General features: G+C 33.8%; 15 protein-coding genes, 1 tRNA gene, 1 pseudogene and 1 riboswitch. Of the genes and pseudogenes, 11 read left to right on the top strand and 6 right to left on the bottom strand.

From position 1 onward, the window contains the following. Positions 1-75: 75 nt before the first annotated feature. Together ACTXGU_RS03655 and ACTXGU_RS03650 are read left to right on the top strand one after the other, a co-directional pair. Complete coding sequence (locus ACTXGU_RS03655) at positions 76-402, top strand: MTH1187 family thiamine-binding protein (protein ID WP_443480132.1); 327 nt, start codon at positions 76-78, stop codon at positions 400-402. Positions 403-429: 27 nt separating this feature from the next. Next, entirely contained in the window at positions 430-1,065 is a 636-nt protein-coding gene (locus tag ACTXGU_RS03650) for an MBL fold metallo-hydrolase (RefSeq protein WP_443480131.1), read from the top strand. A gap of 103 nt (positions 1,066-1,168) precedes the next feature. On the opposite strand, the gene ACTXGU_RS03645 is transcribed toward ACTXGU_RS03650, so the two are convergent. Then, the gene (locus ACTXGU_RS03645) at positions 1,169-1,864 is read right to left on the bottom strand and encodes a helix-turn-helix transcriptional regulator (protein ID WP_443480130.1); all 696 of its coding nucleotides are present in this window, start codon (positions 1,862-1,864) and stop codon (positions 1,169-1,171) included. 454 nt (positions 1,865-2,318) lie between these two features. After that, positions 2,319-2,390: transfer RNA gene (locus ACTXGU_RS03640), tRNA-Gln, on the bottom strand. 227 nt (positions 2,391-2,617) lie between these two features. Between ACTXGU_RS03640 and comGA the strand changes: the two genes are divergently transcribed. The 8 genes from comGA to ACTXGU_RS03600 are packed head-to-tail and all read left to right on the top strand — an operon-like array spanning position 2,618 to position 6,844. Further along, a complete protein-coding gene (gene comGA, locus ACTXGU_RS03635; protein ID WP_443480129.1) occupies positions 2,618-3,688 on the top strand; it encodes a competence type IV pilus ATPase ComGA in 1,071 nt (356 codons plus the stop codon). Continuing rightward, on the top strand, positions 3,654-4,706 hold the full coding sequence (gene comGB, locus ACTXGU_RS03630; RefSeq protein ID WP_443480128.1) for a competence type IV pilus assembly protein ComGB: 1,053 nt from the start codon (positions 3,654-3,656) through the stop codon (positions 4,704-4,706). The genes comGA and comGB overlap by 35 nt, the downstream gene beginning before the upstream one ends. 12 nt (positions 4,707-4,718) lie before the next feature. Beyond that, the gene (gene comGC / locus ACTXGU_RS03625) at positions 4,719-5,030 is read left to right on the top strand and encodes a competence type IV pilus major pilin ComGC (protein WP_443480127.1); all 312 of its coding nucleotides are present in this window, start codon (positions 4,719-4,721) and stop codon (positions 5,028-5,030) included. Continuing rightward, positions 5,027-5,467 carry a competence type IV pilus minor pilin ComGD gene (comGD, locus tag ACTXGU_RS03620; protein WP_443480126.1) on the top strand — a complete coding sequence of 147 codons (441 nt, stop codon included), beginning with the start codon at positions 5,027-5,029 and terminating at the stop codon, positions 5,465-5,467. The genes comGC and comGD overlap by 4 nt, the downstream gene beginning before the upstream one ends. Continuing rightward, positions 5,451-5,771, top strand: coding sequence for a competence type IV pilus minor pilin ComGE (comGE, locus tag ACTXGU_RS03615; RefSeq protein WP_443480125.1), 321 nt, complete (start codon positions 5,451-5,453; stop codon positions 5,769-5,771). The genes comGD and comGE overlap by 17 nt, the downstream gene beginning before the upstream one ends. Next, positions 5,722-6,207 carry a competence type IV pilus minor pilin ComGF gene (gene comGF / locus ACTXGU_RS03610; protein ID WP_443480124.1) on the top strand — a complete coding sequence of 162 codons (486 nt, stop codon included), beginning with the start codon at positions 5,722-5,724 and terminating at the stop codon, positions 6,205-6,207. Before comGE ends, comGF begins: the two co-directional genes overlap by 50 nt. Next, positions 6,194-6,580, top strand: coding sequence for a competence type IV pilus minor pilin ComGG (gene comGG, locus ACTXGU_RS03605; RefSeq protein WP_443480123.1), 387 nt, complete (start codon positions 6,194-6,196; stop codon positions 6,578-6,580). The genes comGF and comGG overlap by 14 nt, the downstream gene beginning before the upstream one ends. Positions 6,581-6,613: 33 nt before the next feature. Continuing rightward, positions 6,614-6,844, top strand: a complete 231-nt coding sequence (locus ACTXGU_RS03600) for a YqzE family protein (RefSeq protein ID WP_443480122.1) — start codon at positions 6,614-6,616, stop codon at positions 6,842-6,844. Between the two features lie 48 nt (positions 6,845-6,892). On the opposite strand, the gene ACTXGU_RS03595 is transcribed toward ACTXGU_RS03600, so the two are convergent. The 4 genes and pseudogenes from ACTXGU_RS03595 to ACTXGU_RS03580 form a co-directional block, all read right to left on the bottom strand. Then, complete coding sequence (locus ACTXGU_RS03595; RefSeq protein ID WP_443480121.1) at positions 6,893-7,687, bottom strand: YqhG family protein; 795 nt, start codon at positions 7,685-7,687, stop codon at positions 6,893-6,895. A 163-nt stretch (positions 7,688-7,850) separates the two neighbouring features. Then, on the bottom strand, positions 7,851-8,888 hold the full coding sequence (locus tag ACTXGU_RS03590) for an RNA-guided endonuclease InsQ/TnpB family protein (protein WP_443480120.1): 1,038 nt from the start codon (positions 8,886-8,888) through the stop codon (positions 7,851-7,853). A 4-nt stretch (positions 8,889-8,892) separates the two neighbouring features. Beyond that, positions 8,893-8,985 (bottom strand): annotated as a pseudogene (locus ACTXGU_RS03585) (IS607 family transposase); the annotation flags it as partial. A gap of 80 nt (positions 8,986-9,065) precedes the next feature. After that, positions 9,066-10,742 (bottom strand): DEAD/DEAH box helicase, encoded by a 1,677-nt coding sequence (locus ACTXGU_RS03580; protein WP_443480119.1) that lies wholly within the window; start codon positions 10,740-10,742, stop codon positions 9,066-9,068. A gap of 330 nt (positions 10,743-11,072) precedes the next feature. Continuing rightward, positions 11,073-11,164, top strand: a riboswitch (glycine riboswitch). A 214-nt stretch (positions 11,165-11,378) separates the two neighbouring features. Here ACTXGU_RS03580 and gcvT point away from each other — a divergent pair. Next, complete coding sequence (gcvT, locus tag ACTXGU_RS03575) at positions 11,379-12,485, top strand: glycine cleavage system aminomethyltransferase GcvT (protein WP_443480118.1); 1,107 nt, start codon at positions 11,379-11,381, stop codon at positions 12,483-12,485. Positions 12,486-12,488: the final 3 nt, after the last annotated feature.

The following is a 12,488-nucleotide window of genomic DNA, read 5'->3' as shown; positions in this document are numbered from 1 at the left end:
GCCTTTCTTATTAGTTGAGAATCTTTTGTAAATATGACAAGATAAAGAAAACAGGTTTTTAAGGAGAGGTTAAATATGGCAATTGTTGATGTAACCATTATTCCAATTGGAACTGAAACTCCAAGTGTAAGTAAATATGTTGCTGATATTCATCAAGTCTTGCAAGGTTATGAAGAAAAGGGAGAAATTCGCTATCAGCTTACTCCAATGAATACAATTATTGAAGGAGAGTTATCTAAGCTGTTTGAAGTCATTCAGGCGATGCATGAGGTTCCTTTTTCAAAAGGTTTAGTGCGAGTAGCAACGAATATTCGAATTGATGACCGCCGAGATATCAAAAGAAAAATGGAAGATAAAGTGGATCGTGTGATGAGTCATTTGTCTGCCAATAACGAAAAATAAAGGAAATTCATCAGGAGGTGGAGATAGATGGAATATAAACAAATTCCTCTTGGCCCTTTGCAAACAAATTGTTATTTAGTATGGAACGAAAACAAAAATTGTTTAGTAATTGATCCAGGGGATAATGGAGAAAAACTTATTTCTATTATCTCGAAACTAGATTTAACACCAGTAGCAATACTATTAACACATGCACATTTTGATCATATTGGTGCAGTAGAGTCTGTCAGAACGGAGTACAGCATACCTGTATACCTACATAATAAGGAAGAAGAATGGTTGGTCAATCCGAAGTTAAATGGCAGTGCTGCATTTAGATTGCCGAATCCTGTTGTTGCAAAACCAGCTGATTATTTTCTAGATGAAAATCCCGCGATGGCAGTTGGGGAGTTTACATTTGCTGTTCTAGAAACACCAGGTCATTCCCTGGGGGGCGTTACGTTTTATTTTGAAAAAGTAGGTCTGGCATTTGTAGGAGATGCGTTATTTTACGAAAGTGTTGGACGTACTGATTTGACAGGTGGGAATGCACGTACACTTCTTGCTAGCATTCATGATAAACTGCTGACATTACCAGAAGAAACGATTATTTTATCAGGACATGGCAGAAGTACAACCATCGCTCATGAAATGGATCATAATCCATATTTAAATGGTTTTTAAATGGAAAAAAGTCTAGAATAAGAAAATCTAGACTTTTTTTGTTTTTGGGCTTTCCACTTTATGTGATTGTTTTCACAAATATACATCGATTTCTAGCAATATATTAAACTGTTACTTTATAAGCGCACTGATGGCAGCCTGCAATAATATTTTGCTTTTCAATCAATTGTACATCTTGGAACAGTGCTTCAAACATTCCGACAAAAAATTGTTGATGCATATTGCATACTTTTTCTTTATGCTCCATAGCGATTTCTTTATAAGGGCAGTTGAAAATTTCAAAATATAGAGACGTTTGATCTTCATTCCATTCTAGAACAGGCATTTGACCGGTCATTAAACTAGCATTTTGTAATAAACGGAGCTTATCATCTTTTGAAAGAGTATCAGAGTTATTTGTAAAACGAACAATTTCTTGTTCCATCATTTCTCTGCCAAATTGCTTGCCACACTTATATAGAGCTTGTTTTCCTTCTAATCCAAGTGTATTCATCGATTTTAATAAAATTTTACTTAATAATTGGTAATCCCTAAATGGAAAACTAAATTGAATGACTTCATTTGAGAGGCGGTATAATCTGCTTGGACGTCCGCCTTTACCTGTCTTTTTTGTTTCAGAGTAAAGCATTCGGACATCTTCTAGTTTGGATAAATGTAATCTTGCAACATTAGGATGTATTGTAAATTCATCGGCAATTTCCTGAACAGTAACATCTTGATGACGGTTCGTAATATACTGATAAATATAAAAACGAGTTGGATCAGATAATACATTGGTGATTTTTAACGTATTTTCCATCGCTTTTCCCCTCCGTATTTAATTTTCTTTATTATAATATAGCAATCTACCATAAACACTGTAAAAACAATAAGTTTATAAAATGTTCACATCTTGCCCATAAGTTTGTTCAAAAAATATACATATTCAGTATTTTTAGGGTAAACAAGTTAATAAAAGGATAAAAAGAAAAGGCTGTTTACCTATAGACTGTTGCTTATAAACTCGCAGCCCGAATACACTTCGCTTTCCGTGGGCGAGCGCCGAGCCTCCTCGTCGCATACGCTCCTGTGGGGTCTCGTCTTTCTCGCATTCCCACAGGAGTCTACGTGTATTCAGTCTGCTGAGTACTTCTTCTCCTATTTTTTTTACGTAAAAAACAACAAACTTTGAGAAAACAGCCAAAGAAAAAGAAGCATGCTCCGTTCATTGACGGGCCTGCTTCTTTTTAATGAAGAAAAAAAGTTGGTTTGGACTGGGCTAGCTGGATTCGAACCAACGAGTGACGGAGTCAAAGTCCGTTGCCTTACCGCTTGGCTATAGCCCAATAAATTAATTGCCACAAAATATAGTATGGAATGAAAAGGTGGTTTTTATACATCTCTTTTTGAAAATCTTATGAAGAAAGCTTCCTTATTCTCCATCCTAGAAAATAATTTGCTTTTTTTCTGCAATTATTGAAAAAAAATAAAAAAATTTAAATATTTTAGAAGGAATAGCGAAAGAAATATCGAAATAGTTGTTAAACAAATGAAAGGTGGTGCTTAATGCAGCATGATGTCGATTGAGGCATTTGCAAACCGTATTATTCGGGAAGCTGTTGAAGAGGAAGCAACAGATATTCATATTATCCCGAAACAGAAAGAATCACATCTTCAATTCCGCATTTCCAACAAACTACAGTCAAAACATATTCTTTCCTCAAAAGATTGTGACAAACTAATTTCCCATTTTAAATTTTCAGCATTTATGGATATTGGAGAACGAAGGCGACCTCAGAATGGTTCTTATTCGACTACTATTAAAGGGGAGCAAATAGGACTCCGGCTTTCCACTCTGCCGTCTATTCCACATGAAAGTTTAGTCATCCGCATCTTGCAAGATAAAAACGAAATCCCCATTTATCACATTAGTTTATTTCCAGATACTTCACGAAAATTAATTGCATTATTAAAGCATGCACACGGGCTTGTCATTTTTACAGGACCGACCGGATCAGGTAAAACAACTACATTATATTCTTTGCTTAACGAAAACGCCCATTTATATCATCGTAATGTTATTAGTTTAGAAGACCCAATTGAAAAAACACAAGAAAATGTTCTGCAAATACAAGTGAATGAAAAAGCAGGCATTACGTATTCAACAGGTTTAAAAGCGATCTTACGCCATGATCCAGATATTATTATGGTTGGAGAAATAAGAGATGCAGAAACGGCGCATATAGCTATACGTGCAGCTTTAACTGGACATCTTGTCATCACAACGATGCATACACGAGATGCAAAAGGGGCGGTTCATCGTTTACTGGAATTTGGTGTGAATAAGCTGGAAATAGAACAAACATTGATTGCAGTAACAGCACAAAGATTAGTAGAACTAGTTTGTCCATATTGCAGCGGCGATTGTTCTACCTATTGTTTTAGCTTAAAAGACCGGGTGAAAAGGGCAAGTGTTTTTGAGATTATAACAGGAAAAACGATTCTCCCCATTCTCCATAATAATGTTTACAAGGAAACAAGCAAGTACAAAACATTAGCTCAAAATATTAATAAAGGAATAGCTTTAGGTTTTATTAAAGAAGATGAATATGAACGTTGGGTATATGATGAAGAAACAAAATAAATGGTCACTTACAGAGCAAGCATTGTTATTAAAAAGTATTGGGGAGCTATTAGAAAGAGGTTATTCACTAGCAGAAGCAGCACATTCTACTCTTTATTATTTGTCCGATCAAAAGCAGGAAGATATACGGGCATGCATTGGTGCCTTACAAGGAGGTGAATCGTTTTATGAAAACTTAAAAAAAATGCAATTTAATGAACAGTTGATCAGCTATGTATTTTTTGCTGAGAAACATGGCGGCTTTGCAGCAGCCTTTCAAGATGGCAGCAAAATGATATTAACTAGACAAGAAACGGTTGCAAAATTGAAAAAACTCCTCTACTATCCACTTTTTTTAATTAGTTTTACATGCATCCTATTCTTTTTTGTACAACAGATTCTACTCCCAAAATTCACAAGTCTTTTTGTATCCATGGATTTAAAGAAAAATATATTTATGGTTTTTGTTATTGGGGCTGGAAAAGTAATCCCCATTATTTCCATGCTGCTTGTCATATGTATCCTCCTATTGATTCTTTATTATCATCTTTATTTTAAAAAACAAGATATGATTACAAGATGTACTATGTTTGTTCAACTGCCTCTGATTGGTAGATACTTCTCTCTTTATTATACCCACATCATTACACTTCAATTAAGTTATTTAGTGTCAAGCGGATTTTCGATTTATGAAAGTCTACAATTTTTCCAACAAAATAAACAGCAGCGTTTATATGCTGAGGTAGGATTAATAGTCATGGAACATTTGCGAAAGGGAGAACGATTAGAACAAGCTTTTAGCGTCATTCCTTTTTTTGAAAAAGAATTACGGAGAATACTGCAGCATGGGCAAGAAAATGGAAGATTAGATCAAGAACTTCACTATTTTAGCAGTTTTTGTATAAATACGTTTCAGGAAGGAGCGAACAAAACAATAAAAATAATTCAGCCAAGTTTGTATGCATTGGTTGGTTTGCTCATTATTAGTTTGTATTTAGCTGTATTATTACCGATGTTTCAGTTGTTAGACGGTTTTTGAAAGGAGAAAAGAATGAAAAATGAAAAAGGGTTTACGTTAATTGAAATGATGATAGTTCTTCTCGTTATTTCGATATTGCTTCTTATTACGATTCCAAATGTTACAAAACATAATTCTAAAATTAATAAAACAGGTTGTGATGCATTTGTAAAAATGGCTCAAGCAGAAGTCCAGTCCTATTATATGGATAATCAAAAATATCCAACAGATATGGAAGCTCTTGCAGATGCTGGTTATGTCCAAGAAGGTCAAACAACCTGTCCAAATGGAAAGGCAGTTGTCATTAGTAGTAGTGGCGAGGTGTCGGTTGCAAGTACACCATGATAAATAATCAAAAAGGCTTTACATTAATTGAAATGTTGGTTTCACTTTCCGTTTTTATGATTCTCCTTTCCATATCATTTCTACTATTTAGACCGCAGCATGTTATGGTTAAAGAAAAGTTGTTTTTTTCAACTTTACAGTCGGATTTGTATTACGCCCAAAGCTATGCTTTATCTCATCAAATGAAGATGTATGTGTATTTTTATCCTAAACATAAGCGGTATTATATTAGTGGGGATATGCAGACTGGCTACATTGTTGATCGTTATTATGATGAAAGTATAAAAATCAATCAAGATTTAACCCCAATTTCTTTCTCCATCGTTCGAAATGGCAATGTGTCGGAATTTGCCACTTATTACATTTCTATAGAAGATAAAAATTACAAATTTACTGTTCAAATAGGACAAGGAAGATTTTATGTTGCAAAATTGTAAAGGTTTTTCCTTACTAGAAATGTTTTTAGCTTTAACTATTTGGTCTCTTTTAACCCTTTTCTTTATTCCTGCTTATACCCATTTGTTAAAACAGTATCAGCAATTAGATCAGGAGTTAACATCTACTCAACTTTTATACGAATATTTGATGCAGTTTCGTGTAGAAGAAAAAGAAAAAAAGGGAATGGAAGTAGAAAAGAATGGGACACGATATTCTATAAAGTGGATAAGGGAGGAGGAAGTATGTTTATATTATGAGAATGTTTTCCAGAAAAAACAGCAAATTTGTGAAAATGTTCAATGATAAGGGATTTATGTTATTGGACATGCTGTTTTCGTTATTCCTTTTTTTGTTAATCATTGCCTTCCTCCCTCCCATTTTACACATAATTATAGAAAAACAAATGGTCGCTGTTCAATTAAAAGAGATGGAATGGCAAGTTTTTGTCGGTCAATTAAAAAAAGAAGTGAGAATGTCTGAATCCATTCATGTCGAAAACAATAAGCTGTTGTTATATGTGGACGGGGAGAATATTATGTATGAATTATATTTAACGAAAATAAGAAGGAGAGTTAATGCAACTGGACATGAAGTAACTTTACAAGGTGTAGCTTCTGTACAATTTTCTGAAATTCACAATGGTGTAAAAGTGGAAGTGAAAAATGTTTATAACCAGCAAAAAGAAGTAAATATTTTGTCGTATGTACAGCTTGAAGGGAGTAATAATGATTCGAAATGAAAAAGGGGTTATTTATCCAATTACTTTTTGTATTTTTATCTTATTTATTCTCTTCTTTCTAGTAATGATTCAGCTTTATGTCAATAAAAAACACATTTTTCAAGAAACGAAAGCTATGTACAGGCAAGAATATTATTTCATGAGTACGGTAAAAGACTTAGAAAAAAAGCTGTCAAATGGAGAAGAAATTCCAGAAACGGGTCAATACAATTACTTCAATACAACGATTGATTACACGATAACCAAGGATTCTCCTACAGTTGAAAAAGTAGAATATTCCCTTCTTGCACCTCCAAATTACCGACTTTGGGCGTTGAGTTATTATGATAAAGAAAAGAAAAAAATGACCAAATGGGTCGAGGTAAATAAATAGCATCTTCATTTACTTGAATAAATAGGAGAGGAGTTGGTCATCCTATTAATAAAAAGCTGTGGTGATAAGATGAACACGAATGATTATGTAAAATATTTAACGCAAACATTTGTGCAATATATGGATCAGCCTAAAGATCAGCGAAAAAAATTAAAAGCGGAACGTAAAGGTAACAAAGAACCCTTTATGCTGCGTTGGTTTGGCATATTGCCTTATGTAATTGCTGCAAGTGTCAAAAATAGAAGAACTAAAATAAAAAGATAACATAAAAAGGCTGCTTGTAGGGATGATAACTCCGAACAAGCAGCCTTTTTATATAGCTTCTGAAGCTATATAAAAAAAGCCGCCGTTAATAATCGAAATATTTATTTTTGGTTCGTATTGTTCCTTTAATGCCAACTTTTCATTCTGTAAGCTTTCTGATGGTTCCTCTATATCTTCATAAAAATGTTCTAATAATTGTAAATCCTTTGTCCATCGTTGTTTCGCTTCTTCTGCCCAAGTATGATCTTCTTGCGTTAATGATTGTTGAATTGTATTTTCAATTCTTATCATCCCGCTCTTTGGCATAATTAATGGCGATAAGGTAAAAGCATAATCGGGGATTTTCGCAGATAAAGATAGTTTTTGCATTTTTGTTTGAAAATCATCGACTATTTGTCCATTTATTAACTGAAGACCGATAGAACGATACACATCCTTTTTGCGATCGCATTGATAAGATATTTTCATATTGATATTTAACCAAGGTTTTAATGCCGTATGCTGCTGGGTTTGTCCTACTACATTTTCGTATAAACGAATATACCGAGATAGTTTTTTTGCACAAGCAAATAATTGATGAAGCCGTGGTGAACCGAAATGAATTAATTCGCCCTTTATCTCGTTGGGGGCAATGTTCGGATCCGTTATTAATGTCAACTTTGCTGGATTTGGGGTGCCGCCAGTTTTTTCGAGATAATGCCAATAAAATGGGCGGTTCATCAGCTCTTTATCCAAATCAATTGTTAATTGCACAATCAAATAGCCTTTATTATTTTCGATTATCTCGCAATCCGTTGCTTGGAAAAATTTTTCAAGAAATTGATGAATTTCCTGCTGCTTCATATGGTTCATCCGTTGTCAAAACCTCATAAAAATCTATAAAGCTTGTTTATTTCCCTGTTCTTCGTGTCCGATTTTGCCGAAGCTACTTTCGTTTGATATGACACTCCGAGGGCGTAAATTCGGATACAACGAATCCTACATATTAGCAATAACGTTTAAGGTGTTAATTTGCTAATTGATAATGTGATAAGTTGATAGAAGCGTTCAAATCTCTATCTATTACAAGACCACAATCACATTGATATATTCGGTCAGATAGCTTTAGATTCTTTTTAACCGTTCCACAACATGAACACATTTTAGAAGATGGATACCATTTATCAGCCTCCACAAATTCAATCCCATGCTTCTTATACTGGATTTGCTGTTTGAATTCGTATAATCCTTGTTTGGCAATCGCTTCTGATAAATGCTTATTCTTCATCATTCCTTTGATGTTTAAGCTTTCCATTACAATTCGATATGGTTTGGTTTTCACAATATCGTTTGTCGTTTGATGAAGATAATTGGTTCTGATATTCGATAATCTTCTATATAGGTTCCGCACTTTCCTTTCGATTTTTATAATGTTGCTGGTTTTGACGAAACGGTCTCCCTCCTTGTTCATTTGATATTTTCGAGAAACTTGACGCTGCAACCTGCGAAGGCGTTTTTCTGCCTTTTTTACTACATTTGTTTTGTTTATGTTTTTAAACTTTCTACCATCTGAACATATTGCTAATTCTTTCACACCAACATCAATTCCAAGTGAAACATTTGTTAATTCCGTTGATTGTATTCCTTCTTCCATTCCAACAGACAAATACCAGTACTTACCATTAAAACTGATTCTTGGGTTGAAGTACTTTACACCTATTGGCAAAAGTTCAGACGTTTTAATCCAACCAACTTTTTCAATCAAGACTTCATCCTTTTTAACTTTGAGTTTGACGTTATCATTATAAAAAGACGGTTTTGATTTCTTCCTGCTTTTAAAACGTGGTTTCTCTGCTTGTTTTTTAAAGAATTTCTTATACGCATCACAAGCATCTTTGATCACTTGTTTTGTGATATTATTTGATACATCATACAACCAAGCATATTCTTCCGTTTGTTTTAAAACAGTCAATTCTTTACGCAGGGTTTCATCAGATAAAAATTTACTACTGTTCTTATAGTTTTCTTCTTGTTTTGAACTAATTGTACAATCCCCTTCAATCACATGATGGTTTGAAAGTATTTTGTTTATCCCATTTACTTAATGTTTGTGTTGTTTTTCCTATCCATTTAGTAAATTCATCTATTGAATAGTATCTCATTTATATCACCTCTTAGTTTTATTATAAAAATAAAGATTATAATAAAATAAGAAGTTTTTATGAACTTTTACAAAATATTTTTAACTGTTATTCACCTCCTTAAGAGTCTGTGCAAATTCAATCATACTCGTTAAATTATCCATTTTTATTTTCATTTCTCCTTCTGAGCGGGAATTAGAAAAAATGTCCACCATGTAATCATCCATATTGCCAAAATCTAATTTTGTTAAAATATCATCCAATTCGCCAATTACTTTCTCAAATAAATGAATTTTTTCATATAATAATGTTAAAATATGGTCCTCGACTGTATGTTTCACAGCAAAATTATAAATCATGACATTTTTCTTCTGGCCAAAACGGTGAATCCTGCCAATCCGTTGTTCGAGGCGCATAGGATTCCATGGCAAATCAAAGTTAATAATATGGTTGCAAAATTGCAGATTAATTCCCTCGCCGCCAGCTTCCGTTGCGATCAATACTTGAGCGTGGTTTTGAAATAAATCCCTCATCCAATCTTTTTTTCCTCTTTTAAAGCCGCCTCGAAATGGTACAGAAGTGATTCCATGCTGTTTTAAAAACCACTGCAGATACAGCTGAGTAGCACGGTATTCGGTAAAAATAATGACTTTATCATTAATTTTTTGGATGAGTTCTAACGCTTTTTCTGCTTTTGAGTTCGAAGTAACAGCTTCCACTTTCTTCAACAGTAAATGAATATTATTGGTTAATTGAGCAGATGGATTTTCTGATTTTTTTAACATATTTTGCAAGGTGTAGTAAACAGCTTCTCTGCTGCTGCACGCTTCCCGCTGCAATGTAATCATCGAGAATGGATTTCTGCCATTTGCTTCGTTTTGATGGCTGCTTTTTAATTGTTCAATCGTATCATAAAGATCTTTTTCCTCTTTAGAAAAATCAATGGTTACCGCTTCCACAACCCGTTTTGTCCATTCAATTCCCGTATTATGTCTGCGATTCCGTATCATGACTTTATTTACAAGTTCTTTTAAATGTTCATCGTCATTAATAGAACGAGAGTCTTTTTTATATTTTTCATAAAAAGTAGATTCATTACCTAAGTGGCCAGGTTTAAGCAAGGAAACAAGATTAAAGATTTCACTGATGCGATTTTGAATAGGTGTTGCCGTTAACAGAAGGCAAAATTTCTTTTTTAGGTTTTGTACAAATTCATAGTTTTTTGTTTTATTATTTTTTAATTTATGTGCTTCATCGATAATAACTAAATCATAATCTTGATCGTAAATAATCTTCCGATGTGGTTCTCTTTTTGCTGTATCAATGGATGATACGACAATATCACATTGCTCCCACACATAGCTTTTTCTTTGAATAACAGCCGGAATATAAAATTTTACATTAAGCTCAGTTGCCCATTGTGTGACAAGAGAAGCTGGCACTAAGATCAGCACTTTTTTTACTAGTCCGCGAATCATATATTCTTTTAATATAAGACCTGCTTCAATTGTTTTGCCTAGACCAACTTCATCTGCTAAAATCGCTTTACCGTTCATATCTTCAATTACTTTTTTTGCTACTTCCAATTGATGAGGAAGGGGTGTTAAATCCGATAAATGATTTGGTGCCTGAAGTCCTTCGAATTCACGAATAATCGTATGCTGTTCTACCTCAAGGGAGAGTTTAAATAGTTCCCAATTAGCCCATGGACCATCCTCAGTCATTCTTTTTAATAATTCATCATTCCATGAATGATCTAAGTTGATTTCAATCGTCATTCGTAGTCGTCCTTTCTCATTCTGTAAGGCATAAATTTGTCGTAAAAACAAGTGAAGGGTTTAGTGAATAGATGAAAAAATGTTATATAAAAATAATAATTTCGTGTATTGATAAATAAAATATTTTTTTATTAGAAAATAATTATTGCCTGAATTTCATCATGATGTTAGGATTAATGTGTAAAAGTTTTGAATTTTGTCACAAAATATCGATTTTTTTATAAAAAGTGAACAAAAACTACATAAGTATTTATTATTAATCGTCTTTTTCGAGACGATAATTATATTTAGTAATAGTATGACCAATAGATATAATTTTATAATACGCGGATGAGAAATAGGGGAGAGACTACATTTGTAGCGCCGAAGGAGCAAACAATTCTTATTGTGAATCTCTCAGGCAAAAGAACTCTATTTTGACGCAGCTCTGGAGAGCGCTGTATAAAAGACAGCCACCAAAGGGGACAGCCGATATCGGTAAACTTTCAGGTGCCAGGACAGAGACCTTTCTTCATTTAAATGGGAGGTTTCTGTCCTTTTTTTGTAGGGATTTTTCAGAATAGCTAGAAACTTCTCGTTAAATATAGTAATTAATTCACATAATAAAAAAATTGAAAATAAGAGGAGCTGAAGAAAATGACGACACTAAAGCGTACACCTTTATTTGAGTGCTATAAAGAATATGGAGCAAAAACAATTGATTTTGGTGGATGGGATTTGCCTGTTCAATTTTCCAGTATAAAAGAAGAACATGAAGCAGTTCGTACAAAAGCAGGCTTATTTGATGTTTCCCACATGGGAGAAATTGAAGTAAAGGGAGCAGAGAGCTTAGCTTTTTTACAAAAAGTATTAACGAATGATGTGTCAAAAATAAAGGTTGGCGGTGCTCAATATTCTGCTATGTGTTATGAAAATGGCGGAACAGTAGACGATTTACTAACCTATAAATTAGCGGAAAACCACTATTTATTAATAGTGAATGCATCTAATATTGCAAAAGATTACGATTGGTTATGTAAATATGCCGATGGGCAAGTGGAATTAACTAATTTATCAGAAGATTATGCGCAATTAGCTCTTCAAGGTCCATTGGCTGAAACTATCATTAATAAAATGAATCCAAATATTGATACTGCTTCTATCGGTTATTTTCAATTTCAGCAAAAACAGATGCTTGCTGGGAAAGAAGTACTGTTGTCACGTACAGGATATACAGGAGAAGATGGATTTGAAATTTATTGCGACAGCAAAGATGCTCCTTTATTATGGAGCGAAATATTAGCAGCCGGGAAAGAAGAAGGTGTGCTGCCATGTGGTTTAGGCGCAAGAGACACGTTGCGTTTTGAAGCAACGCTTGCTCTTTATGGTCAAGAATTATCAGCTGATATTTCTCCTTTAGAGGTTGGAATTGGCTTTGCTGTAAAATTAAATAAAGAGGACAACTTCATAGGCAAAGCCGCATTAATGGAACAAAAAGAACAGGGTGTTTCCCGTAAATTAGTAGGCATTGAAATGGTAGATAGAGGCATTCCAAGACATGGCTACAAAGTATATGCAAATGGAGAATTAATAGGGGAAGTAACAACTGGAACACAATCTCCTACATTAAAGAAAAATATCGGGCTTGCATTATTACAAAAAGAATTTGCCGTGCTTGCTCAAGAAGTAGATGTGGAAATTAGAGGGAAATATATGAGAGCGAAAGTTGTTGCAACCCCATTTTATAAAAGGAATCAAGCTTAAATT

The organism is Niallia sp. 01092 (assembly GCF_052318935.1).
Taxonomy (GTDB): domain Bacteria; phylum Bacillota; class Bacilli; order Bacillales; family Cytobacillaceae; genus Niallia.
This window is presented reverse-complemented; position numbering and strand designations above follow the sequence as displayed.